The sequence below is a fragment of the Brevundimonas sp. EYE_349 genome (assembly GCF_023147505.1).
GTDB lineage: Bacteria > Pseudomonadota > Alphaproteobacteria > Caulobacterales > Caulobacteraceae > Brevundimonas.
Genome location: NZ_JAHXPB010000010.1, coordinates 1 through 22,931 on the forward strand (window position 1 = coordinate 1; position 22,931 = coordinate 22,931).

Annotated in this window: 22 protein-coding genes and 1 tRNA gene; 15 read left to right on the forward strand and 8 right to left on the reverse strand. The window is 66.1% G+C overall.

What is annotated here, in order from left to right; all coding sequences use genetic code 11:
• Positions 1-793: 793 nt before the first annotated feature.
• From KZX42_RS15435 to KZX42_RS15450, 4 genes are all read right to left on the reverse strand, one after another.
• Complete coding sequence (locus KZX42_RS15435) at positions 794-1,384, reverse strand: hypothetical protein (RefSeq protein WP_248120780.1); 591 nt, start codon at positions 1,382-1,384, stop codon at positions 794-796.
• 331 nt (positions 1,385-1,715) lie between these two features.
• Positions 1,716-2,438 carry a hypothetical protein gene (locus KZX42_RS15440; RefSeq protein WP_248120782.1) on the reverse strand — a complete coding sequence of 241 codons (723 nt, stop codon included), beginning with the start codon at positions 2,436-2,438 and terminating at the stop codon, positions 1,716-1,718.
• Between the two features lie 53 nt (positions 2,439-2,491).
• Complete coding sequence (locus KZX42_RS15445; protein ID WP_348983647.1) at positions 2,492-4,108, reverse strand: DUF6538 domain-containing protein; 1,617 nt, start codon at positions 4,106-4,108, stop codon at positions 2,492-2,494.
• Positions 4,070-4,145, reverse strand: a tRNA-Ala gene (locus tag KZX42_RS15450). Before KZX42_RS15450 ends, KZX42_RS15445 begins: the two co-directional genes overlap by 39 nt.
• Before the next feature lie 161 nt (positions 4,146-4,306).
• Between KZX42_RS15450 and KZX42_RS15455 the strand changes: the two genes are divergently transcribed.
• The 6 genes from KZX42_RS15455 (at position 4,307) to KZX42_RS15480 (ending at position 10,342) form a co-directional block, all read left to right on the forward strand.
• Positions 4,307-4,612: a YggT family protein gene (locus KZX42_RS15455; protein WP_248120786.1), complete on the forward strand. Its 306-nt coding sequence runs from the start codon at positions 4,307-4,309 to the stop codon at positions 4,610-4,612.
• A gap of 104 nt (positions 4,613-4,716) precedes the next feature.
• The gene (locus KZX42_RS15460; protein ID WP_248120789.1) at positions 4,717-5,598 is read left to right on the forward strand and encodes a 3-hydroxybutyryl-CoA dehydrogenase; all 882 of its coding nucleotides are present in this window, start codon (positions 4,717-4,719) and stop codon (positions 5,596-5,598) included.
• A complete protein-coding gene (locus KZX42_RS15465) occupies positions 5,595-6,152 on the forward strand; it encodes a phthalate transporter (protein WP_248120791.1) in 558 nt (185 codons plus the stop codon). The genes KZX42_RS15460 and KZX42_RS15465 overlap by 4 nt, the downstream gene beginning before the upstream one ends.
• A gap of 76 nt (positions 6,153-6,228) precedes the next feature.
• On the forward strand, positions 6,229-7,446 hold the full coding sequence (locus KZX42_RS15470) for a DUF418 domain-containing protein (protein ID WP_248120793.1): 1,218 nt from the start codon (positions 6,229-6,231) through the stop codon (positions 7,444-7,446).
• Positions 7,447-7,487: 41 nt separating this feature from the next.
• Positions 7,488-9,371: a cobaltochelatase subunit CobT gene (cobT, locus tag KZX42_RS15475; protein WP_248120795.1), complete on the forward strand. Its 1,884-nt coding sequence runs from the start codon at positions 7,488-7,490 to the stop codon at positions 9,369-9,371.
• Positions 9,368-10,342, forward strand: coding sequence for an esterase-like activity of phytase family protein (locus KZX42_RS15480; RefSeq protein ID WP_248120798.1), 975 nt, complete (start codon positions 9,368-9,370; stop codon positions 10,340-10,342). The genes cobT and KZX42_RS15480 overlap by 4 nt, the downstream gene beginning before the upstream one ends.
• 3 nt (positions 10,343-10,345) lie before the next feature.
• Here KZX42_RS15480 and KZX42_RS15485 read toward each other — a convergent pair whose 3' ends face one another.
• From KZX42_RS15485 to otsB, 3 genes are read right to left on the reverse strand one after another with little or no spacing between them, the layout of a single operon-like run.
• A complete protein-coding gene (locus tag KZX42_RS15485) occupies positions 10,346-11,758 on the reverse strand; it encodes a trehalose-6-phosphate synthase (protein WP_248120800.1) in 1,413 nt (470 codons plus the stop codon).
• A 43-nt stretch (positions 11,759-11,801) separates the two neighbouring features.
• On the reverse strand, positions 11,802-13,586 hold the full coding sequence (locus tag KZX42_RS15490) for a glycoside hydrolase family 15 protein (RefSeq protein WP_248120802.1): 1,785 nt from the start codon (positions 13,584-13,586) through the stop codon (positions 11,802-11,804).
• Positions 13,587-13,590: 4 nt separating this feature from the next.
• Positions 13,591-14,349 carry a trehalose-phosphatase gene (otsB, locus tag KZX42_RS15495; RefSeq protein WP_248120810.1) on the reverse strand — a complete coding sequence of 253 codons (759 nt, stop codon included), beginning with the start codon at positions 14,347-14,349 and terminating at the stop codon, positions 13,591-13,593.
• 174 nt (positions 14,350-14,523) lie between these two features.
• Between otsB and KZX42_RS15500 the strand changes: the two genes are divergently transcribed.
• The 9 genes from KZX42_RS15500 to truA all read left to right on the forward strand — a co-directional run bounded on the left by KZX42_RS15500 (position 14,524) and on the right by truA (position 21,593).
• On the forward strand, positions 14,524-15,516 hold the full coding sequence (locus KZX42_RS15500) for a KpsF/GutQ family sugar-phosphate isomerase (protein ID WP_248120812.1): 993 nt from the start codon (positions 14,524-14,526) through the stop codon (positions 15,514-15,516).
• 2 nt (positions 15,517-15,518) lie between these two features.
• The gene (locus KZX42_RS15505; RefSeq protein WP_248120814.1) at positions 15,519-16,805 is read left to right on the forward strand and encodes a glycosyltransferase family 1 protein; all 1,287 of its coding nucleotides are present in this window, start codon (positions 15,519-15,521) and stop codon (positions 16,803-16,805) included.
• Between the two features lie 30 nt (positions 16,806-16,835).
• Positions 16,836-18,005 (forward strand): polysaccharide biosynthesis/export family protein, encoded by a 1,170-nt coding sequence (locus tag KZX42_RS15510; RefSeq protein WP_248120817.1) that lies wholly within the window; start codon positions 16,836-16,838, stop codon positions 18,003-18,005.
• 22 nt (positions 18,006-18,027) lie between these two features.
• Positions 18,028-18,585 carry a hypothetical protein gene (locus tag KZX42_RS15515; RefSeq protein ID WP_248120820.1) on the forward strand — a complete coding sequence of 186 codons (558 nt, stop codon included), beginning with the start codon at positions 18,028-18,030 and terminating at the stop codon, positions 18,583-18,585.
• Between the two features lie 36 nt (positions 18,586-18,621).
• Positions 18,622-19,023 carry an acyl-CoA thioesterase gene (locus KZX42_RS15520; RefSeq protein ID WP_248120822.1) on the forward strand — a complete coding sequence of 134 codons (402 nt, stop codon included), beginning with the start codon at positions 18,622-18,624 and terminating at the stop codon, positions 19,021-19,023.
• A gap of 67 nt (positions 19,024-19,090) precedes the next feature.
• Positions 19,091-19,666 carry a peptide deformylase gene (def, locus tag KZX42_RS15525; protein WP_248120824.1) on the forward strand — a complete coding sequence of 192 codons (576 nt, stop codon included), beginning with the start codon at positions 19,091-19,093 and terminating at the stop codon, positions 19,664-19,666.
• Positions 19,666-19,908: a hypothetical protein gene (locus tag KZX42_RS15530; protein ID WP_248120826.1), complete on the forward strand. Its 243-nt coding sequence runs from the start codon at positions 19,666-19,668 to the stop codon at positions 19,906-19,908. The genes def and KZX42_RS15530 overlap by 1 nt, the downstream gene beginning before the upstream one ends.
• An 18-nt stretch (positions 19,909-19,926) precedes the next feature.
• Positions 19,927-20,850, forward strand: coding sequence for a methionyl-tRNA formyltransferase (gene fmt / locus KZX42_RS15535; RefSeq protein WP_248120828.1), 924 nt, complete (start codon positions 19,927-19,929; stop codon positions 20,848-20,850).
• Positions 20,850-21,593 (forward strand): tRNA pseudouridine(38-40) synthase TruA, encoded by a 744-nt coding sequence (gene truA, locus KZX42_RS15540; protein ID WP_248120830.1) that lies wholly within the window; start codon positions 20,850-20,852, stop codon positions 21,591-21,593. The genes fmt and truA overlap by 1 nt, the downstream gene beginning before the upstream one ends.
• A gap of 20 nt (positions 21,594-21,613) precedes the next feature.
• Here truA and KZX42_RS15545 read toward each other — a convergent pair whose 3' ends face one another.
• Positions 21,614-22,657, reverse strand: a complete 1,044-nt coding sequence (locus KZX42_RS15545) for an aspartate-semialdehyde dehydrogenase (RefSeq protein WP_248120832.1) — start codon at positions 22,655-22,657, stop codon at positions 21,614-21,616.
• Positions 22,658-22,931 lie beyond the last annotated feature (274 nt).

Genomic DNA, 22,931 nt, shown 5'->3' on the forward strand with positions numbered 1-22,931 from the left:
TCCAGCTTCCACACGTTGACCTTCCCCCCGTCCAATCAGAGCCTTGGCGATCTCCTAACCAACCGAGTCGCGCACTGCCACCATGACCGACGAAAGCGACCACACGGCCGTCCCCTCGGCTCCACCAATCCCCGTTATATCAAGGGATTGGCCGGAAACAGGCGATAAATCTGACACCACGTTGCTACACACGGCTTCTAAGAGACCGTCGAAAAAGCGTTCCCCTACAGTTGGTTCACCGGCCCGAGGCTGTAGCACCACCTCGTCGCACACACCGTCCAAACGGTCTCTTCAACCGTCTCCTCGGTCACCTGATGCTCGGCGTCGGCAATCGTCTGGCCTGATCGTTCGGGGATCGACCTACTATCTTCGGCTTCGTGTTCCGCGTTCGTTGGCCGGGATCATCGGCAAGACGGAGGCAGCCCATTTTCTTCGACACCCAGCGTAGACAAGCCTACTGGGGATGCTAGATGTAGCGAGTTTAGAAGGAGGAATCGGGGGCGCCAGATTCCTCTTGTCATGTCAAGATTTTTCTTGACCTCCTCTTTCGACCCTGCCATCTTACCTAAGACGACGCTTGTGCAGAACGGCGGCGCCTAGAATCGCAACAATGGTTTATCCTTGGGGCATTCTGAGAGGGGCGTTGCGCGGGCGAGCACTTTGATGACGTTGCCATGCCTTGCTAGCCGGTGTGGTGATTGATTGAGCTAGGGCGCATTGCCCCTATTGATCGTCCTGTGAACTCTCACCGAAGTTTCAAACCCCGCGCCTTCTGGGCGCGGGGTTTAACGTTTCAGCGCACCCGATCATCAACCAAGACATTGAGGTGACTGGCGTCGGAGGGAGAATGCTCGCCCGTCTTCCAGCAGTTGATTTTGGTGGCGCCCCATCCCTTGTCCCCAGTAGGGGAGACATCCCAATGGAAGTCGTCAAAGCGACAGCCCGCGCGGAAATGTGCTGCAATAGAAGCCACCTGCTCACCGTCCTTGTCGGGTGTGCCGTGCGCGGTAGCCTCTACCGTTGGCTGAAACGCAAGCTTCGACCTGCCGAGAAAGTAGGAATTTTCTTTGAAGAATTCCGCCCTAAATGCCTTCAAGCTGCGCTTTGGCACAGGCGTCGTCGCTGCTCGTTTGACCAATCGTTTCAAATCTCGGAGACCAAAATTCTTGACTGGTAGAAGAAGAGCGGGAGCACCGCTCTTTATGTTGGCCTCAGAAACAGCAAGATCGTCGCCTAGTCCGCGCAACGAATCTTTGATAAAATTAGAAGTTCTTCCGAGATGATCATACGCATCTCTAGGTATGACGTAAAAGAATGCCGTGTTTCGAAATGAGTCTATTATCCTGTTAGTGTTTTCTTCATCAGATTCTTGAATGAAGACCACAAATCTCTCCGGCTTCGTTCGACCGCAAGCATGTCCGTCGTCTGCACCGCAGTTTGATTTCTTCCAGTCCGACTTAAGGCAGGCCCTTTGAGGATTCCGACAAAACCCTACCGGCCTCCCGCTCTGCCCAAAAATGGCGTCTACAGCGCGATCAATGACCTCAGCGATGTATTCTGGGGGATAGGAAGCAAGTCGATTTGAGTAGGAGCGGGCACCCCTCCCCCTAACAACAAGCACGTCGGGCATAGCTTCACGAACGTTATCCAGAACATCATTAATGATCCGCGCTGGAATTCCTGCAAGGACTGCCGCAACTCTATCCGTCATGGGATCAAGAGATAAGCTGATAGATGAGGTCTAGGCTTAGGGAGTGGGATTTTCTCCGCTCTTCAGGGATCGCTTCTATCAGTGCGATCAAGGACGAAATGCCCACGGGACGAGTGGCGGCCTCATGTGACGGTTCAGATTTAAGTGGAATTTCGCTGTCTGATGCCTTTTTCCCTGATTTCAGCAAGCTTGATTTCTCGATATCTTCACGAGCGCACCATTCGTGGATGGCTATCTTGGCAGCGGCTTCTCTATCGACCTTCGGCAACGAGCCATCTGGGATGAGCTTCGCGCTTATATAGTGCCAACCAGTGGGCACTTCAGATTGATCCGACACATCGCGAAAATCAAAACGGCGGCTAGATTTTATGGCGCGGCCGACTTTTGGGGGTTCAACCGGCTTGAAGAACGCGGCCCAAATCGTCGGATGGTAAGTCCCAACGTTCAGCTTATCTTCTTCGCTAAGTAGCCTAACGCTTACCTTGCTAAGCTCCCCGCTAAACTCCACATTACTACCTAGTTCGGATTGAAGAACTAGCTTCAACTTTCTGTTGGCCAATATCTCTCGCAGAGCACGGCCATAGTGCTTTGACAGTTGCGAGCCAAGGTTGGCGAGCAGAACTGGTTCGCTCGCACCCTCCAAAATTCCCTTTGCTACAGCCGCAATCTCGGCGTTGGAAATATCGCCTTCGCCAACGGCAGGAAGGGGTGTAGCTGTAGGTTGCATGGATTGACCCTTTGGTTCCGCTAAGCGTTGAAGCTTAGGTGGTCATTCGTCAATCACCCGTCACATTCAGATTCTACGAGGTGCGATAGGTCGAGGTCAGGATAACTGATCTGTCCCATAGCGGCGCGAAGGGTTTGAGCACGATAGCCTCGTCCGTAGGCGGCGGCAGTTTCTCCCCCTTCGTTCGCGTTGCCCGACGACCAACCTCCTAATGCGAGAGCGATCTCGTGCTCAATGCGGGCCTCGCGCAGAGCGTCGCGGTAGCAGTGCCGAAATGAGTGGAAGCAGGTCTTTTCCCGCGCGGCACCAGCGCGCTCAAGGAAGCGTCTGAACCACTTGCTGAACGGGTCACTGTAGTAGCCGGTGCTAGACCGTTGGAGTTCGGAAAACAGGCGGACGGCTCCAGCCGCTCTCCGACCCTCCACGAAGCTCATGAACCCGATCTCAATCAGGGTGGGGTGAACCGGGATAAACCGCTCACTGGCGGCGGTCTTCAGGCGTTTCCCGTTGTCAGCGTCTGACGGCCCCTCCGTCACGAAGAAACAGTCCACGCCATCGAGCCGCTGGATGTCCGCGACGAGCAGCTGACATATCTCGTTCATCCGCATGCCCGAGAAAAGAGCGATGAGGGGCACCCAGAACCGGCCACGACGAGGGCGCGCGTGGCCGGGCGTGGCGTATCCAGCCCAATCGTCTACGCAGCCTCGGTAGATCGGCGCATCGAAGATCAGACGTAGCTGCTCGGTGGAAAATGGTAGGCGCTTATCCCGCCTTCTCACCCGGTCAATGACCTGAAGCCCCTTGGCTGGATTCCGGTCGATCCAGCCCTCATTCTGGCAGAAGTTCATTACCGCCCGGAACTTGCACATGTAGCCGTTGACCGAAGCGGGCGAGAGCCGCTCGGTCAGGCCCTTCTCTTTGGCCATCTTCGCAGCCGCGAGCGGTGACAGCTTGGGGAACTTCTTCTCGGCGTTCGACGGCAACCAAAGCAGCACATCGAGAAGCTCGCGTGACGCTTCACGGTCGATGGAACGGATCGTGCGGTTTTCGCCCCAAAGCCCGACCGTCAACTCGATGAGATTCAGATAGTGGAGGTCCGTCTTGCGAGTGCGCTGCTTCGCTGGATCGGATCGAAACAGTTCGAAGGCTTCGCGAAGCGTCTTGTCCGCTGGCAACGCCGGGGGCGTTGGTGCGAGCTTCGGACGCTCGGGCGTAGTCGGGATAAAGGGCTGAATGCCGTGGGCTTCGATGTCTCTCCATTGCTGCTCGAACGCTGCGGCGACGATCCGAGCTTTGCGGACAGCATCAGCCCGATAGCCGGTGCCGAGAGACTTCATGACCTCCGTCTTGCCGATGATCCCGGCCAACGAACGCGGAACACGAAGCCGAAGATAGTAGGTCGATCCCCGAACGATCAGGCCAGACGATTGCCGACGCCGAGCATCAGGTGACCGAGGAGACGGTTGAAGAGACCGTTTGGACGGTGTGTGCGACGAGGTGGTGCTACAGCCTCGGGCCGGTGAACCAACTGTAGGGGAACGCTTTTTCGACGGTCTCTTAGAAGCCGTGTGTAGCAACGTGGTGTCAGATTTATCGCCTGTTTCCGGCCAATCCCTTGATATAACGGGGATTGGTGGAGCCGAGGGGAGTCGAACCCCTGACCTCGTCATTGCGAACGACGCGCTCTACCAACTGAGCTACGGCCCCGTTCCGGCGCTGGATCGGGTTTCACAGGCGAGGCGGACATAGAAGGCGCGCGGGCGTGGTGTCAACGGGCTTGTGCGCGCAATCGGCGCAGGCGCGACGCGGCCGTTGTCGGGAGGGGGGCGAACCGCTAGAAGCGCCGTTCGACTATAGAGGCAGGGTTCATGGGCTACGCGATCGTCTGGTTGATCAACACCATCATCAGTCTGATGATCTGGTTCATCATCGCCCAGGCCATACTGAGCTGGCTGGTGGCGTTCGACGTCGTCAACTATCGCAACCGCTTCGTCTATTCGGTGGGGACCTTCCTGGACCGGGTCACGGCGCCGCTGCTGGAGCCGTTCCGCCGCATCATTCCGAACCTGGGCGGCATCGACATCTCGCCCATCGTGGTGATCCTGCTGCTGCAGTTCATCGGCGTGCTGTTCAACCGTACGGCGGCGCCGGCCCTGATCCAGTTGCTGGGCTGAGGCGACACGGCCGGCGGGAATCTGGCCTGCTGGCGTCAATCCGCTCTTGCGCCGCGCGCCGTCCTTCCTAAAGGTGCCCGCCCGACCACTATCGACCAGGGTTCATGAGCACGATTTCCACAGTCGCCATTCTGGGCGCCGGACAGATGGGCGCAGGCATCGCCCAGGCCGTCGCGCTGGGAGGCTATTCGGTGCGGCTGTACGATGTCGTCGCCGACCGTCTGCCGATGGCCCAGGGCGAGATCGCCGCCAGCCTGGCGCGGCAGGCCGGGCGCGGCCTGGTGGACCCGGCGGCCGCCGACGCCGCCCTGGCCCGCATCACGCCGGCGAACGGGATCGCCGAGGCGGTGGCGGGCGCCGATCTGGTGATTGAGGCCACGCTCGAGGACGAGGCGGTCAAGAAGGCCGTGTACGCCGATGTGTTGCCGCACCTGGGGCCACAGACGCTGATCGCATCCAACACCTCGTCCATTTCGATCACCCGCCTGGCGTCGGCGACGGACCGGCCGGACCGGTTCGTGGGCCTGCACTTCATGAAGCCGGCGCCGATCATGAAACTGGTCGAGATCGTACGCGGCATCGCCACCTCGGCCGAGACCCATTCCGCCGCCGTCGCCTTCGCCGAAAGCCTGGGCAAGACCACCACGGACGCCGAGGATTTCCCGGCCTTCATCGTCAACCGCATCCTGGTGCCGATGATGAACGAGGCGATCTTCGCCCTGTACGAAGGCGTCGGCAACGTCGCCTCCATCGACAAGGCGCTGCGCCTGGGGGCCAACCACCCGATGGGGCCGCTGGAGCTGGCGGACTTCATGGGGCTGGACGTCGTCCTGGCCATCATGAATGTGCTGTACGACGGCCTGGCCGACAGCAAATACCGCCCCTGCCCGCTGCTGGTGAAATATGTCGAGGCGGGCTGGCTGGGCCGCAAGAGCGGACGCGGCTTCTACGACTATTCGGGCCCCACGCCGGCGCCGACGCGATGAGCCGGTTCGAGACCTATTCCGACCTGCCCGGTCAGACGACCATCGCGGCGCGCCCGGCCCCGCTGTATCCCGTCCTGGCCTGCCTGGCGGGCGCGGCCTGGCCGCCGCTTTGGCTGACGCTGCTGATCTGGCGACCCCATGCGGTCATGCCGGGACGCGACATGGACTGGCGGCTGGTGGCGCTGGTGATCGGGTTGATCGCGGTTCCGCTGGCGCTCTATCGCGTTCTGGGCGAACGTCGGCGCGAGGGGCGGCCGGGCACGCGGCTGGGCGTGGTGTGGCGCTTCATGCTGTACGGCGGCCTGATGGCGGCCTTGCTGCAGATCGTCGTCGCCCTGGGCATGAGCGTGATCGGCTGGTTCGGGGCCGCCGATGTCATGCAGGCCTTGGGAGCCACGGAGACGACGTTGCTGATCTTCGGCGTCGGCGGCCTGCCCATCGCCATGGTGGTGGGCGTCAGCTACGCCCTGTGGGCCGGCCTGTGCGCCGCCTTCATCGCCTTCGAGGCCAAGCCGGCCGTCAAGGATCGCCTGGGCCTGATGCCCAAGGGGTGAGGCCGCGCGTCGGGGATTGACGCCGACGTCCCGGATGCGGAACTCTGGCCCCAACAAGGATCCGGGGGCCTTCAGGATGCTGCAGTCAGACACGCCCCCGGCGCCCGCCGTCGAGCGCATCGCCACTCTGGATCTGGTGCGTGGGCTGGCGGTGCTGGGCATATTGGCCGTCAATGCGGGCGGGTTCGCCGCCACCCTGTCGGCCTATGGCAGTCCGGGGCTGTGGCCTTTTCCCGACACGGGAGCCTCGGCGACGGCCCAGTGGATCGTGGACGCCCTGTTCCACCAGAAGTTCATCTCCCTGTTCTCGATGCTGTTCGGGGCCTCGCTGTTTTTGGTCGGGGGCGAGCGGGCGGATGTTCAGCGCGGGCGGCGGTTGAGGCGTAGGCTGGCGTGGCTGGCGGTCATCGCCCTGATCCACGGCCTGGCGATCTGGTGGGGCGACGTGCTGCTGCTTTACGCCTGGTCCGGCCTGTTCGTAATGCTGGCGCGGTCGTGGCGGCCGGTGATCCTCTTCCGGGTCGGGCTGGTGCTGTTCGGGCTGTTTTCGCTGGTGCAGATCGTGGGGCCGCTGAGCCTGTATTTCGCGCCGGCCGACGTGCAGGCGCGCCTCGCCGCCGAACTGACCCCCACCGCCGCCCAGATCGCCCAGGTGCGGGCCGACATCGCCGAGGCGGCCGGGTCGCTGGCCGGCGCCTATCGCCAGAATTTCAGCGCCTGGGTGGAGTTGCAGTTGTCCAGCCTGATGGTCTTTGTCTTCCCGACCGTCGGCCTGATGATGATCGGCCTGGGCCTGTTCAAGACCGGGTTTCTGGGCGGGGCGCTGTCCGTCCGCCTGTATCGCGGCGTCGTGGCGGCGGGCGCCGTGGCGCTGGCGGTCGTGTGCGGCCTGACTTGGCTCGACGACATGGCTCATGCCCGGATGTTGTGGACGGCCGGGATAGAGGGGCTGCTCAATCCGCTGATCGGCCTGGGCTACGCCTCGATCCTGATCCTGCTTTGGAAGGCCGACCGCGCCGGCGGGCTGAGGCCGCTGGCGGCGGCCGGGCAGATGGCGCTGAGCAACTATCTGGCCCAGTCGATCATCATGACCAGCCTGTTCTGGGGCGGGCGAGGGCTGGGGCTGATGGGCCAGGTGGATCGGCCGATGCTGTGGGCCGTGGTGATCGGTGTGTGGACGTTGCAACTGATCTGGTCGCCGCTGTGGCTGTCGCGCTTCGCCATGGGGCCGGCCGAATGGGTGTGGCGCTGCCTGACCTATGGGCGGCGGTTGCCGATGCGAAAACCAGCCTGACGACGCTTTTATCGTAGGCTCGAACCGACTAACTGAAGGGCATGGCCGCCCCGGACACCCCCGCCGAAACCTTCAAGCGCGCGCTCGGCCACGCCGCGCGGGCCCTGGCCGAACAGCCGGAGCTGGAGGTGGCCTTCGGATCGGACGGGCCGCGGCTGTCGAACGGCGTCCTGACCCTGCCCCATCCGCCCCGCGATCCTTCCGGGCCGGAGAGTGCGGCCCTGCGCGGTCAGGCCGACCGACTGGCCCTGCGGCTGGCCAATCACGACCCGGCGCTGGACGGCCGGATGCGACCTGCCGACGCCAAGGCGGCCGAGGTGTTCGACGCGGTCGAACAGGCGCGGATCGAGGCGTTCGGATCGGAACATCTGGCCGGGGTGCGCGACAACCTGGGCGCCGCCCTGGTGACGCGGCTGGAAAAGAGCGGCGCCCTGCGCATCAGCGAGGCGGAGCGCGTGCCGGTGTCCGAGGCCGTGGCCCTTCTGGTGCGCGAGCGGCTGACCGGCCGGCCCGCGCCGGACGGCGCCAGGGCCATGCTGGATCTGGTGCGCGCCAATATCGAGGCCAAGGCCGGCGCGCGACTGGACGCCCTGGCCGGGACCGCCGGCGATCAGGCAGCCTTCGCCCGCAAGATGCACGAGGTGCTGCGCGCCCTGGACCTGGACCCTGGGGACGGACGCGGCGAGGACGCTTCGGAGGACCCCGGCGACGAAGAGCCGGATCCCCAGGACCCCGCATCCGACGAGGATCAGGACGAGGAGGAGGAAGAGGACGGCGGCGAAGGCTCGCAGTCGATGGAGGGCGACGCCGACGATCAGTCCTCGGATGAAGAGCGTGAAAGCCGCCCGCACGGCGCCCCCGCCGATCCGCAAGGCGAAGGCGCCGACGACGGCCCCGAGCTTCAGGAAGGCCAGCAGCCCAACCGCCAGCAGACCGCCGACGACGGCCGGGCGACCGACCTCTACCGCGTCTTCACCACCGCCTTCGACGAGGTGATAGACGCCGCCGACCTGTGCGATCCGGTCGAGCTGGATCGGCTGCGCGCCCTGTTGGACGGACAGCTTGCGATATTGTCGAGCGTCGTCTCGCGCCTGGCCAACAAACTGCAACGCCGCCTTCTGGCGCAGCAGAATCGCTCCTGGGTGTTCGATCTGGAAGAGGGGATGCTGGACACCGCGCGCCTGACGCGGATCGTCACCGATCCGACCGCTCCCCTGTCATTCAAGGCCGAAAGCGAAAGCCCGTTCCGCGATACGGTCGTGACCCTGCTGCTGGACAACTCCGGCTCGATGCGCGGACGGCCGATCATGGTGGCGGCGGTCTGCGCCGACATCCTGGCCCGGACGCTGGAGCGGTGCGGCGTCAAGGTCGAGATACTGGGCTTCACCACCCGCGCCTGGAAGGGCGGCCAGAGCCGCGAAGCCTGGATCACCGCCGGCAAGCCGCAAAATCCCGGCCGCCTGAACGACCTGCGCCATATCATCTACAAGGCCGCCGACGCGCCCTGGCGCCGGGCCAAGAAAAACTTGGGCCTGATGATGCGCGAGGGCCTGCTGAAGGAGAACATCGACGGCGAGGCTCTGCAATGGGCGCACGGGCGGCTGTTGGCCCGTACCGAACAGCGCCGCATTCTGATGGTCATTTCCGACGGTTCGCCGGTCGACGATTCGACCCAGTCGGCCAATGCGGCGCTCTATCTGGACAAACACCTGCGTCAGGTGATCGCCGAGATCGAGGATCGTTCGCCGGTCGAGCTTCTGGCCATCGGCATCGGTCATGACGTGACCCGCTGGTATCGTCGCGCCCTGACCATCGTCGATGTGGAGCAGCTGGCCGGCGCCATGACCGAGAAGCTCGCCGAACTGTTCGAGAATGAGGGGGCGGCGGCCCCCGCGCGCCGGTCGCGGCGCAAAATCGCGGCATGAGCCGGTTTCGCCGTCTCGCGGTCCTGTGGGCCGCCCTGTCCCTGACGGCCTGCGCCGCGTCGCTGGGCGCGCCCCGCCCCTATCCCTTGTCTGAGGACGGCTGGACCCCGGCGGTGGCGGAGTTGCGCAGCGTGGGCCTGGGCCTGCCCGGCGGGGCGCAACTGGCGCCGGGCGTGCGTTTCGCGGGCGGGCTGAACATCCTGTCGGCGCCGACGTCGCCCCTGCACAGTCTGTCAGACCTGAAGCTGACAGGCGACGGGGGCCTCGTCACCGTTTCGGACGTAGGCGACCTTGTGCGCGCCGACATCCGGCTGGACGCCCGCGGACGGCTGGTCGGCCTGGATCACTTTCGCACGCGGCGGCTGACCCTGGCGGACGGCCGGCCGATCTCCGACAAGCAGGATGGCGACGCAGAGGGTCTGGCCCTGACGGCGTCCGGCGATCTGCTGGTCAGTTTCGAACGGCGCCACCGCATCTGGAACTATGGACCGCTGACGGCCCTGACCGACCGGCCGACGCCGGTGCGCGCGCCGGACTTTCCCTTCACCGAAAACGACGGGATGGAGGGGCTGGCGGCCGGACCGAACGGCTGGCGCGTCGGCGGCGAAGCCGGCGGAGTCTGGGACTGCACGCCTGCCCGCTGCACCGTGGTCACTCCGCCGCCGACCGTGCCGATCCCCGACAGCGAATACCGCATCACCGGCATCGACCGCGATCCATCGGGCGACGGCTGGTTCGTGGTTCAGCGCCGCTATCGCGCCCCGATCGACGCCCGCGCCCATGTGCGCCACATGACGGCGGACGGCGCGCTGGGGCCGGTGCTGATCGAGCTGAAACTGCCCGGCACCACAGACAATTTCGAAGGGATCGCCGCTGAGCGCCGCAATGGGGCGACACGGCTCTACATCCTGTCGGACGACAATTTCAGCCCGGCCCAACGCACCCTGATGCTCGCCTTCGACGTCCGCTGATCGTCACGCCGCCCCGGCCCACCGGGTCGATTGGGACGTCGCCTCGTCCGAGCGCAGCGCCCGCACGAAGTCGTCGCGCCAGATGCCGACATCGGTGGCGCACACCACCTCCATCAACGCCTGCCATTTGCGGATCCGCTCGGCCTTGGGCATGGTCAGGGCCTTCTGGATCGCGTCCGACAACTCCTCGCGGCTGTAGGGATTGACCAGCAGGGCCTCGCCCATCTGCTCGGCCGCGCCGGCGAAACGCGACAGGATCAGCACGCCGGGATCGTCCGGGTTCTGGGCCGCCACATATTCCTTGGCCACTAGGTTCATGCCGTCACGCAACGGCGTGACCAGCCCGACCCGCGCCGCCCGGTAGATGCCGGCCAGCTGATCCCTGCGATACGTGCGGTTCAGATAGCGGATCGGCTGCCAATCCATGTCGGCGAAGGCGCCGTTGATCCGCCCCGCCAGGGCGTCCAGACGCGAGCGGATGTCCTGATAGCTGTCCACGTCGTCGCGCGAGATGGGCGTGACCTGCAGCAGAAAGACCTCTCCCCGCATCGAGGCGTTGTCGTGCAGAAACTGTTCATAGCCCAGCAGCCGTTCTTCCAGCCCCTTGGAATAGTCCAGCCGGTCCACCCCGACGATCATGGACCGGAACGCCGCCGAGGCCGCCATCCGGTCGTAGGTGCGCGCCCCCAGGGTCGAGTTGCGCGCCGCTAGGAAGCCGTCCACGTCTATGCCGATGGGGAAGACGCCGGTCTGGACCCGCCGCCCGAAACACTCCAGCCCGCCGTGGCCGAACAACTCGCCTTGCGGCTCAGACACCACATAGTCGGTGAAAAGGTCGCTCCATTCTCGGGTGTGGAAGCCGATCAGGTCGAAGTCGAACATCGATTCCACCAGCCGCCGATGGTGCGGCAGGGTCACCAGCAGCTGGCGCGCCGGCCAGGGCGTATGCAGGAAGAAGCCGATCCGGTTGCGGATGCCCAGGCGGCGCAGGTCCCGCGCCATCGGGATCATATGATAGTCGTGGACCCAGATGACGTCGTCTGGCTGGATCAGCGGCGCCAGCACCTCGGCGAAGCGGCGGTTCACACGCTCATAACCCTCGCCATACGACCGCTCGTACTGCGCCAGGTCGATGCGGTGGTGGAACAGCGGCCACAGGGTCTTGTTGGCGTAGCCGTTGTAATATTCGTCGACGTCCTGTGCCTCCAGATCGACCAGACCCACGGTCACGCCGGCGCGATCCTCGATCTTGACCTCGCCGGTCCAGTGGTCGACCGTCTCGCCGGACCAGCCGAACCACAGGCCGTCGTATTTTCGCAGGGCCGCGGACAGGGCCATGGCCAGGCCGCCGGCGGAACCGGCGGCAGGGTCCGTCGGGGCGGACACCCGATTGGATACGACGATAAGTCGGCTCATGATTCCACTTCGTTCGGCGGCCCCAGCCCCGGGGCCAGACAGTTCAACGCACGTCGGTCCAGGATCGGCTCAACAACACGGCACAATTGATGATGCCGACCAGCGAATAGGTTTGGGGGTAGTTGCCCCACAGTTCGCCGTCCTCGATGGAGATGTCCTCGCTGAGCAGGCCTGCGGCGGTGCGGCGGTTCAGCATCTCCTGGAAGATCGCGCGCGCCTCCTCGATCCGGCCGTTCTGGTGCAGGGCCTCGATGAACCAGAAGGTGCAGAAGTTGAAGGCCGTCTCCGGCTCGCCGAAGTCGTCAGGTTCGACGTAGCGGAACAGGTGGCTGCCCTTCTTCAGGTCGCGTTCGATGGCGTCGAAGGTGGCGACCTGGCGCGGATCGTGCGCCTCCAAGAAGCCCAGGTCGGTCATCTGCAACAGGGAGGCGTCCAGTTGTCGCCCGCCATAGCTGGCGGCGAACCGGCCCTCGTCGGGCAGATAGGCCTCGGCCTCGATCCGCTCGCGGATAAGACGCGCCCGTTCCCGCCACACCTCGGCCCGGTCCGGCAGGTTCAGATGGTCCGCCGCCTTGGCCAGACGGTCGCACGCGGCCCAGCACATGACCGAGGAATAGGTGTGGACCCGCGCAATGGTGCGGAACTCCCACAGGCCGGCGTCGGTCTGGTCGTGCATGGCGAACGCCCGCTCGCCGACCTTCTCCAGCGCATGGAAATCCTCAATCGTGCCAGGGCGCAGCAGACGCTGGTCGTAGAAGGCCTGAACCAGCGGAAGGACGATCTGTCCGTACACGTCATGCTGCAGATGCTCGTGGGCCTGATTGCCGATCCGCACCGGCTTCATGCCGCGATAGCCCTCTACCGTCTCGACGATGCTCTCGCCGATGCCCGGCTCCAGACCCACGCCATAAACGGGCTGCACGTGGCCGCCGGCGGAATCGTCGACCAGATTCCTTAGATAGACGAGATAGTTCTCCAGGATGTCCACCGCGCCCAGGCGGTTCAGCGCTCGCACCGTGTAATAGGCGTCGCGGATCCAGCAGTAGCGATAGTCCCAGTTGCGTCCGCTCTCCTTGAACTCGGGCACCGAGGTCGTCATGGCCGCCACGATGGCTCCCGTCTCCTCGTAGGCGCAGAGTTTCAGCGTGATCGCCGCTCGGATCACCGCCTCCTGATAATCCAGCGGCAGATAGAGTTTGCGCACCCAGTCCTGCCAATAGGCGACCGTGCGATCCAGCGCCGCCTGGACCCCGTGGCCCACGTCCTGATCATAGCCCTCGTCCGGCCCCAGGAAGAAGGCGTGCGCGCGTTCCAGCCGGAACACCCGCTCCTCCAGAATATGCGACACCGGGCAATCGGTGGTCAGGCGGAACGTCACCTCGGCGCATTGATAGCGGATGTGGTTGGATCCGGACGTATGCGGGGCCGGCCGCGCGCCCCAGTCGGTCGAAGGCCTCAGGCGCACGCGAATGCGCGGCGTCCCAGACAGCGGCCGCACAATGCGCGCGAACGCCAAGGGCCGATAGGTGCGCGAATGTTTCGGATGGCGGGGCGCGAAGTCGATGATCTCGCACGACGCCCCGTCCTCAGCCGTCATCACCGTGCGCAGAACCGGCGTGTTGCGGACATAGGCCTGTTTGATCGACGTCATGCCGTCCATCTCGACCGACCAGAAACCGTGATCGGGGCTCGATCCATCCATCAGGGCCGAGAAGACGGGATCGCCGTCAACGCGCGGCGCGCAGGCCCAGACGAACCGGCCCTGACGGTCGATCAGGGCGCTAACCGCGCAGTTGCCGATGGGAAAGAGGTCCAGATTGGGCGTCATCGGTTCAGGCCTTTGCAACGGCTTCGAGCCAGGTCAGGACATCGTCCACGTCGTTCAGGCGGTATCGCGCCGCCGTTTCTCGTTCGGAGCCGACCAGGACGCCGTAACCGCCCAAAGCGGCGGCGGCCTGAAACCCGTATTCGTCGGTCAGGTCGTCGCCCAGCATGACGGGTACGCCGTTCTTGAACGGCGTCTCCTGCATGAAGGCGGCGACGGCGGTGCCCTTGTCGGCGCCGGGCGTCTTCAGCTCCAGCACCATATGGCCGGGTTGGCAGCTCAGACCGGTCTGGTCCGCCAAATCCTGCGCCAGCGCCTGGGCGGCCCCAGCCGCGTCGGGGGCCATGCGGTAATGCAGACCGGCCGACACGCCCTTGTCTTCAACGATCACGCCGGGGCGGTCGGCGGCGAATATCTTGAAGGCCGCCAGGGCGCGGGCCACGCCCGCGTGGGCGGCAAGGCGCTGGATCGACCCGTCCTTCAAACGTCGCTCAAGACCATGGACGCCGGAGCCGGACATCAGGGCGTTGTCGGAAATCCGGTCGATCTCGGCGATGGTGCGGCCGCTGACGATGGCGACCCGTCCGGCCAGACGCGCCTCGACCGCCTTCAGCGCCGCCGTGCGGCGCGCAACCGGCCCCACGGCGTCGGGGGTCGGGGCCATCGGCGCCAGCACTCCGTCCATGTCCAGAAACAGTGAAATCCCGTCGGCGACGACAGGCGGGCGCGCAAGCAACAGTTCGGCGGCTCCGGCGTGAGACGGCATGGATCGTAAGGCTCTTGTTCAACTTCCCCAGCGACGACAACGCGCAAGCGCGGCAAAGGTTGACCCGAAACCGACAAAGTCGTCTGAAAAGGAAACGCCGCACCATCCCGCGCAACCGTCGCGCGGCGCGCGTCTCGACAATAAGGAGAGCCCGGTTGCGGGCCGCTGGGATCAATGACCGAGATCACGTCTTCCACCCCGCAGGACATCGCCGCCATGACCGACCGCGCCCGAGAGGTCGTGCGGTTGAACATAGAGGCGCTGGAGGCGTTGGAACGCTCCATCGACGTCTCCCTGGCGCGCGCCGTGGATGTGATCATGAGCCGACCGGGGTATGTCGTGGTGACGGGCATGGGCAAGTCAGGCCACATCGGGGGCAAGATCGCCGCCACCCTGGCCTCCACCGGCACCAACGCCTTCTTCGTTCACCCGGCGGAAATGAGCCACGGCGACCTGGGGATGCTGCGCCCGGACGTGACGCTTCTGGCCATCTCCAACTCGGGCGAGAGCCGCGAACTGCGCGATCCCCTGATCTATTGCCAGCGCAACAACATTCCGGTCATCGCCATCACCCAGCGGCCGGCCAGCTTTCTGGGCCGCAACGCCGCCGTCTGCCTGACGATGCCCAGCGTCGCCGAGGCCTGCCCCAACGGTCTTGCGCCCACAACCTCGACCTTGATGACCCTGGCGCTGGGCGACGCCCTGGCCATGGTCTTGATGGATCGTCGCCAGTTCACGGCGATGGACTTCGGCCTGCACCACCCCGGCGGCGCCCTGGGCATGAGCCTGCAGAGCGTGCGCGAATGGATGGGCGACAACGCCGCCGTGCCAGCCAGCGTACCGCTGAACGCCGATTTCGGAGAGGTCGTCTCGGCCATCACCGAGGGTCGCAAGGGCGCCGTGGCGGTGCTGGACGAGACGGGCGCCCTGGCCGGGATCGTCACCGACGGCGACCTGCGTCGCGCCTTCCAGCGTGACACCACCAATCTGAAGGCGTCCGACATCATGGGCGCCAATCCGATCACCGTCGAGCCGGACGCCCGGATGAGCGACGTCGTCGATCTGCTGACGGCCAACAAGATCGCCAACCTGTTCGTGGTCGAGGACGGCCGGCCCACGGCCATCGTCCATATCGCCGAACTGATGCAGGCTGGTTACGTCGCCTGACCATGCGTATCCTTTATGACGCCAGCCGGCTGATGAGCCGGGCCGACCGCTCCGCGCCGACCGGCGTGGACCGGGTCTGTCTGGCCTATGCGGAATGGCTGTTGACGACGCCGGGCGTAATCGTCCTGCCTGTGCGCGGGCGAAAGAACCGGCTGGTGCCGGTCGATCCCGCCTGGTTCGGCCGTTTCATCGCCGACCTTCGCAGCCGCTGGAACGGCGCGGCCTCCACCGCCGGCGACCGCGCCCACGAAGCGCGGCTGCTACAGGCGCTGACGGCGTCGGCGCGTCCCGCCGCCTCGGTGATCGGCGCCCCGCCCGCGCCGGTTCAGGACAAGCCGGCCGACAAGGCGCGGGTGTTCAAGCAGTTCTTCCGGTCGAAGCACGCCACGCCCCTGCCTGACGCGGATCTCTATCTGAATGTCGGCCACACCACCCTGCACGAGCCGACAGCACTGAGGGATCTGGAGGCGGCCGGCATCGAACGGGTCGTGTTGATCCACGACCTGATCCCCATCACCCATCCCGAGTTCTGCCGACCGGGCGATGGCGACAAACATCACGCCCGCGTCGCCAACACCCTGCGCCACGCCAGCCGGATCATCGTCAACTCGGCCTATACGGGCGACGAACTGCGCGCCTTCGCCCAGAGCGAAGGTCTGCCACAGCCCCCGATCCACGTCGCCCACCTGGGTCTGGAGCCCGCCTTCGCCGCCGGCGAAGCGGTCGCCGCGCCGCGCCCCTATTTCGTTCATGTCGGCACTATCGAGGCGCGCAAGAACCTAGCCCTTCTGCTGACCCTGTGGCGGCGGCTGGAGGAACGGCTGGGCGCGCGCACGCCTTCGCTGGTTCTGGTCGGCCGCTACGGCTGGGAGAACGAGGCCGTTCTGGATCACCTGCAACGCTCGCCCAATCTGCAGGGCGTGGTCCACCAGGCGTCCAACCTGTCGGACGCGGCGCTGGCCCGTCTGATGCGCGGCGCGCGGGCGGTCCTGGCGCCTTCCTCCGTGGAGGGGTTCGACCTGCCGGCGGTCGAGGCCTGCGCCATGGGGTTGCGGTTGATCGCCTCGGACATTCCGCCCCACCGCGAGCTGACGCCCGGCGCCGAACTGATCGACCCGCTGGACGGCCTGGGCTGGCTGGACGCCATCGAAAGAGCGACCTTGGCGACATCCGCAGTTCCATCGAACGCCTACGCCGCGCCCGACTGGGCCGGACATTTCCGCATCGTGGCGGAAGCCATCGGTCTTGATCGTGCTTCGCCTCTGGCGAGCGCGACCAAAGGCTTGTAATCAATCCGCGAACAAGGGCTATCCAGCTTCATGACGCGCACCATTCTGCCGCTTGCCATCGTCGCCATCCTGGGCGGCTGCTCCACCCTGCCGCGCGACGGGCCGTCCGGCGCCTCGGTCGACGCCGGGGCCACCACCGCCTCAGCTTTGGGCAGCTACGCCCTTGTGCCGCTGACCTATGAAGTCACAGAGCGGATGAAGCAGGTGCCGCCGCAGTTCTTCGGCACACTGGCGGCCGGTTCCAGCGACCAGCCCGCCGATGTGATCGGCGAAGGCGACACCCTGGCCATCTCGATCTTCGATCCGTCCGGTTCGCTGTTCGGCGGAACCCTAGGGGCCGGCTCGTCGTCCGGCCGCAACGCCGCGACCATGTCCGGCGGCAATCAGGCCCTGCCGGGCGCCACGGTGGATCGCACGGGCTCGGTGACCATTCCCTTCGGCGGCCAGGTTCGGGTCCAGGGCCTGACCTCGACCCAGGCGGCGGCCGCCATCCGCCGCGCCCTGGTCGGCAAGGTCGCCAATCCCCAGGTGCTGGTCTCCATCGCCGGCAATGCGTCGAACACTGTCAATGTGCTGGGCGACGTGCGCCAGCCGGGTCGCGCGCCGCTGGGCGTCAACAGCGACCGGATTCTGGACGTCATCGCGGCGGCCGGCGGCTCGGCCCGCACCACCGACGACCTGACCATCTCGATCCAGCGCGGCGGCCAGACCTATACCGCCCCCCTGTCGGCGGTGACGACCGAGTTCGGCGAGAACGTCCGCCTGCAGCGCGGCGACGTGATCAATGTCCAGTACAAGCCCCGCCGCTTCTCCACCTTCGGCGCCCTGAACGCTGTGGCCCAGGTGGACATGCCGGCCGGCCCCATGACCCTGACCGGCGCCATGTCCAAGGTAGGCGGCCTGAATACGGCGACGGCGAACGCCCGCCGCGTTCTGATTTTCCGCTTCGAGCGCCCCGAGGTGGCCCAGGCCCTGGGCATCACTCAACCCGCCACCCCGCGCGGCGTGCCCGTGGTCTATGAGCTGAACTTCAACGACGCCGCCAACGTCTTCGCCGCCACCAACATGCAGGTCATGCCCGAGGACGTGATCTATGTGCCGCTGGCCGGCGCAGCGGAGGCGCGCAAGTTCTTCGAGTTCGTGCAGAGCGTGACGCGCGTCGTCTATGACGTGTCGGTGACCAGCACGCTGAACCGCTGACGTCATGGTCGGCGGCCGGTCGTTGATCCCGGGCCTGTTTCGACGCCGGCCCGTCGTCGCCTCCGCCGCCGATGCGGTCGATCCGTTCGACCGGCCCGACGACGCGACGCCGGCCGAACCCGACCCGCTCAGCCTGGCGCTGGACGAGATCGAGGCCGGCGCCCTGGCCCTCTATGCGGCGGCGGGTTTGCCGACCCAGGCCGGCCATTACCGGCGCGGCCCCGACGGCGACGACTGGACCTTCGTCGCCGCGACCTTGACGCCGCAGGAACGGTTCGCCCTGGCGCTGGCGCATCCGCCGGAACAGGGCTGGCGCTTCGCCCAGCTGCAGGATCTGGGCGCCCGTTCCGAGCGCGAGGATCTGCGCGCCGCGTCTCGACTGCTGGGCGACATCGCCCGCCTCAGGGCCTCACGCCGCGAAGTTCTGACGCAGGACCACCTGCTGACGGCGATGGAGCTGGGCGCCGCCTGGCGGGCCCTGCGCGATTCCAAAGCCTTCGACGCTTCACGCCTGACCTTGTCCGCGCCCGAAGCCGCGCCGCCCGCCGTCGCACACGACAAGCGACGCAAGCCGCGATAAGGACGCCGCCTCCCCCAAGATCAGGTTCCGTCATCCATGTCCGACACCCCCGAACAGCCGCCAGAATACCAGCCGGTCGGCCGCATCATCGCCATGCCGGCCGACACCAATCCCGAGGGTGACATCTTCGGCGGCTGGCTGCTGGCGCAGATGGACGTGGCGGGAGCGACCCCGGCGTTCGAACTGGCCTGCGGTCGGTGCGCCACCGTGGCCTTGGACGGCATGGTCTTTCATCAGCCCGTCTCGGTCGGCGACGAGGTCAGCATCTACGCCCACGTCATCGGCTCGGGCCGCACCTCGATCCGCGTCCAGGTTGAGGCGTGGAAGCGCGCCCGGGGCCAGCCCCAGGCCGCCTCGGTGCGCGTGACCCAGGGCGTCTTCACCTATGTCGCCATCGACGAAAACCGCAAACCCCGTCCCCTGCCCGGCAAGGCCTGAGGCGCCAAGTCCGACCGCGACGCTCGGAAATCTTGACCTGACGCCGGGGCGGGCCTACCTCCCCGGCATGGCCATCCGTCGCATCCTCACCATCGACAACGCCGCCGATCTGGCGATCCTGAAACAGGTTTCAAAGCCCGTCGCGGCGGTGGACGACGCCGTCCGCGCCCTGATGGACGACATGCTGGAGACCATGTACGACGCGCCCGGCATCGGCCTGGCCGCCGTGCAGGTCGGCGCACTGGACCGGGTCATCGTCATGGACCTGGGCGACAAGGACGGCGTGGTCTGCGAGACCGAGGAAGAGGCCGCCGAAAACGCCGAAGCGCGCAAGAACCCGCGTTTCTTCGCCAATCCCGAAATCCTGTGGACCTCGGACGACCTCTACACCTACGAGGAAGGCTGCCTGTCGATCCCGGAGTATTTCGACAAGGTGGAACGCCCCGCCCGCGTCCGCATTCGCTATCTGAACCGTGACGGTCAGTCGGTGGAGGAGGAGGCCGAGGGTCTCTACGCCGTCTGCATCCAGCACGAAATGGACCATTTGAACGGCGTGCTCTTCATCGACCACCTGTCTCGGCTGAAGCGGGAACGCGCCGTGACCAAGGTCAAGAAGGCCGCCAAGGACAGGATCGCCGCCTGATGAAACGCCAAGCCCGCCCGCCGCTCCGCAGGGGTCAGTCGCTGGTCATCGACACCGAGGGCCGCCGCCGTCTGACCCGCAGCCAGAAGGTCGGCGTCGCCGGCGTGGCCACCCTGGCGGGCGTCGCCCTGATCGGCGTGGTCGCGGGCCTGCTGCTGGATCGTCTGCTCGACTTCGACGACGCGCTGGACGCGGGCGGCGAGTGGGACGAGGGCGGCGGCGTCTTCACCCGCTGGCAGTAAACCTCTAAAGGCGTGCCCATGCGCCTTGCCTTCATGGGAACTCCCGACTTCGCCGTGCCGTCTCTGGCCGAGTTGATCGCCTCGGGTCACGAGATCGTCGCCGTCTATTCACAGCCGCCGCGCCCCAAGGGGCGGGGCCAGAAGCTGACGCCGTCGCCGGTTCACGCCTTCGCCGAGACCATGGGCCTGCCGGTCTTCACGCCCGAGAGCATGAAGACTCCCGAAGCCATCGCCGACTTCCAGAGCCTGGATCTGGATGCCGCCTGCGTGGTCGCCTATGGCCAGATCCTGAAGCCCGCCGTGCTTGAGGCGCCGCGTCTGGGCTGTCTGAACCTGCACGGGTCGCTGCTGCCGCGCTGGCGGGGCGCCGCGCCGATCCAGCGCGCCATCATGGCCGGCGACGCCCAGACCGGCGTCCAGATCATGCAGATGGGCGAGGGGTTGGACGAAGGCCCCATCCTGCTCAGCGAACTGATGGACATTCGGCCTGACGACACGGCCGCCAGCCTGTCCGAACGCATGGCCCACGTCGGCGCCGCCCTGTGGCCCCGCGCCCTGGCCGCCATCGAACGCGGCGGCGTCACCCCGACCGAACAGGTCGGCGAAGCGACCTACGCCAAAAAGATCACCCCCGCCGAGGCCCGCATCGACTGGACCCGCCCGGCGGCGGAGGTGGACGCCCACATTCGCGGCCTGTCGCCCTTCCCCGGCGCCTGGTTCGACGCCCCCTCCGAGGCTGGCTTCGTGCGGGTCAAGACCCTGCTGTCGGCCTTGGCGGAGGGTTCAGGCGCGCCGGGCGCGGTGCTGGACGACGCCCTGACCGTCGCCTGCGGCGCCGGCGCCGTGCGCCTGATCCGCGTTCAGCGCGAGGGCAAGGCGGCGCAGAGCGCAGACGAGATGCTGCGCGGCTTTCCCCTGCCCGCCGGGACCGTGCTCGGCTGATGCCGCGCTACAAGCTGACCCTCGAATACGACGGCACGGCCTATAACGGGTTTCAGGCTCAGGACGGCCAGCCGACGGTGCAGGGGGCGCTGGAAGACGCCATCGCGGCCTTTTCGGGAGAGCGCATCCGCATCGCGGCGGCGGGGCGCACCGACACCGGCGTCCACGCCACGGCCCAGGTCATCCATGCCGATCTGGCGCGCGACTGGCCGGTCGCCACGGTGTTGAACGCCATGAACGCCCATCTGGTGCGTCAGGACGTCTGCGTCCTGTCGGCGGAATACGCGCCTGACGCCGACTGGCATGCGCGCTTCTCGGCTACGGGGCGCGGCTATCTGTACCGCATCCTGAACCGTCGCCCCCAGCCGGTGCTGGAGCGCGACAGGGTGTGGCACGTCAAGAAGACGCTGGATGCAGAAGCCATGCATCACGCGGCCCAGGTTCTGGTGGGCCATCACGACTTCACCACCTTCCGCGACGTGGGCTGTCAGTCCAAATCCCCGGTCAGGACGCTGGACGTGGCCCGCGTCAGCCGCTTCGGCGAAGAGGTGCATCTGGTGTTTCAAGCCCGCAGCTTCCTGCATCGTCAGGTCCGGTCGATGGCCGGGACCCTGGTGGAGGTGGGGCTCGGCCGCTGGAGCGTCCATGACGTCAAGGCGGCGTTGGAGGCGAAGGACCGCGCCCGTTGCGGCCCCGTCGCCCCCTCGGCGGGGCTGTATCTCAGCGGCGTGCGCTACGACTGAACCCCGTTTGTTCGCGGGTGTCAGCCGTTCTGCTGGACCAGAACTTCTGCGATCTGAACGGCGTTCAGGGCGGCGCCCTTCCTCAGATTGTCGTTGGAGACGAACAGGGCCAGGCCGTGCTCGACCGTCGGATCAGGGCGGACGCGGCCGACGAAGACCGGGTCCTTGCCGGTGGCGTCCAGCGGGTTCGGAACCGCGGTCACCACAACGCCCGGCGCATTGCCCAGCAGGTCCAGCGCCGCCTTAACCGAGATCGGACGGTCGAACTCGGCGTTGATCGACAGGGAGTGGCCCGAATAGACCGGCACGCGGACGCAGGTGCCGGACACCGGCAGGCCGGGGATTTCCAGAATCCTGCGGCTCTCGTCGCGCAGCTTCAGCTCCTCGTCGGTATAGCCGTCTTCCGACAGGGTGTAGTTCAGGGCCACCACATTGTTGGCGATCGGCACGACCCACTTTTCAGGCGCGCCGAAATCGACCGAGCCGCCGTCGCGGGCCAGGGCCGCGCCCTGATCGACGCTGGCGCGCGACTGGGTCTCCAGAACGCGGATGCCCTCGACGCCGCCGCCCGACACGGCCTGATAGGTCGAGACCGTCAGACGCTTCAGACCCGCCGCCTCATGCAGGGGCTTCAGCACCGGCATGGCGGCCATAGTTGTGCAGTTGGGGTTGGCTATGATGCCCTTGGGCCGGTCGGCCAGGGCGTGGGGGTTCACCTCGGCGACGACCAGCGGCACCTGCGGGTCGCTGCGATAGGCGGACGAGTTGTCGATGACCACGGCGCCGGCGGCCGCGACCTTAGGGGCCAGGGCGCGCGAGGTCTCGCCGCCGGCCGAGAAGAAGACGATGTCGAGCCCTGCGTAATCCGCAGTCGCCGCATCCTCGACCACCACGTCGACATCGCCGAAGCGGATGGTCTTGCCCGCCGATCGGGCCGAGGCGAACAGGCGAAGCGACGCCAGCGGGAAGTTCCGCTCGGCCAGCAGGCCGCGCATCATCTCGCCAACAAGGCCGGTGGCGCCGACGATGCCGACGTGGGGCGGATTGGACGGGGAAAAGGTCATTTAAGCGTCTCCTGGGAAGGTGGGAGGCGCGGGGTTCAGCCGGATCGACCGCCCCGCGCGTCAGCGGGGCTTGGGATCGGGGTTGTCGCCTAGACCTTGCGCACACCCGAAACCGCCCCGCCGAAGCCGGTGGTTTTCGAGGTAATCGCTTTGGTCATGAGCATGGACACGGCGACGCTCTGTAAGGGCGAGAAACGGTCGTGTAAACGGGCGCTGACGAAAAAATAGACGCGAGACGCGGCCGCCCAAGCTTGTCCCGCGCAATAAAGCCGCC

Coding starts and splice junctions, on each gene's coding strand:
- KZX42_RS15440 (WP_248120782.1), bottom strand. CDS start 2,438: ATGCAACCTACAGCTACACCCCTTCCTGCCGTTGGCGAAGGCGATATT.
- KZX42_RS15445 (WP_348983647.1), bottom strand. CDS start 4,108: ATGACGAGGTCAGGGGTTCGACTCCCCTCGGCTCCACCAATCCCCGTT.
- KZX42_RS15455 (WP_248120786.1), top strand. CDS start 4,307: ATGGGCTACGCGATCGTCTGGTTGATCAACACCATCATCAGTCTGATG.
- KZX42_RS15460 (WP_248120789.1), top strand. CDS start 4,717: ATGAGCACGATTTCCACAGTCGCCATTCTGGGCGCCGGACAGATGGGC.
- KZX42_RS15465 (WP_248120791.1), top strand. CDS start 5,595: ATGAGCCGGTTCGAGACCTATTCCGACCTGCCCGGTCAGACGACCATC.
- KZX42_RS15470 (WP_248120793.1), top strand. CDS start 6,229: ATGCTGCAGTCAGACACGCCCCCGGCGCCCGCCGTCGAGCGCATCGCC.
- cobT (WP_248120795.1), top strand. CDS start 7,488: ATGGCCGCCCCGGACACCCCCGCCGAAACCTTCAAGCGCGCGCTCGGC.
- KZX42_RS15480 (WP_248120798.1), top strand. CDS start 9,368: ATGAGCCGGTTTCGCCGTCTCGCGGTCCTGTGGGCCGCCCTGTCCCTG.
- KZX42_RS15485 (WP_248120800.1), bottom strand. CDS start 11,758: ATGAGCCGACTTATCGTCGTATCCAATCGGGTGTCCGCCCCGACGGAC.
- KZX42_RS15490 (WP_248120802.1), bottom strand. CDS start 13,586: ATGACGCCCAATCTGGACCTCTTTCCCATCGGCAACTGCGCGGTTAGC.
- otsB (WP_248120810.1), bottom strand. CDS start 14,349: ATGCCGTCTCACGCCGGAGCCGCCGAACTGTTGCTTGCGCGCCCGCCT.
- KZX42_RS15500 (WP_248120812.1), top strand. CDS start 14,524: ATGACCGAGATCACGTCTTCCACCCCGCAGGACATCGCCGCCATGACC.
- KZX42_RS15505 (WP_248120814.1), top strand. CDS start 15,519: ATGCGTATCCTTTATGACGCCAGCCGGCTGATGAGCCGGGCCGACCGC.
- KZX42_RS15510 (WP_248120817.1), top strand. CDS start 16,836: ATGACGCGCACCATTCTGCCGCTTGCCATCGTCGCCATCCTGGGCGGC.
- KZX42_RS15520 (WP_248120822.1), top strand. CDS start 18,622: ATGTCCGACACCCCCGAACAGCCGCCAGAATACCAGCCGGTCGGCCGC.
- def (WP_248120824.1), top strand. CDS start 19,091: ATGGCCATCCGTCGCATCCTCACCATCGACAACGCCGCCGATCTGGCG.
- KZX42_RS15530 (WP_248120826.1), top strand. CDS start 19,666: ATGAAACGCCAAGCCCGCCCGCCGCTCCGCAGGGGTCAGTCGCTGGTC.
- fmt (WP_248120828.1), top strand. CDS start 19,927: ATGCGCCTTGCCTTCATGGGAACTCCCGACTTCGCCGTGCCGTCTCTG.
- truA (WP_248120830.1), top strand. CDS start 20,850: ATGCCGCGCTACAAGCTGACCCTCGAATACGACGGCACGGCCTATAAC.
- KZX42_RS15545 (WP_248120832.1), bottom strand. CDS start 22,657: ATGACCTTTTCCCCGTCCAATCCGCCCCACGTCGGCATCGTCGGCGCC.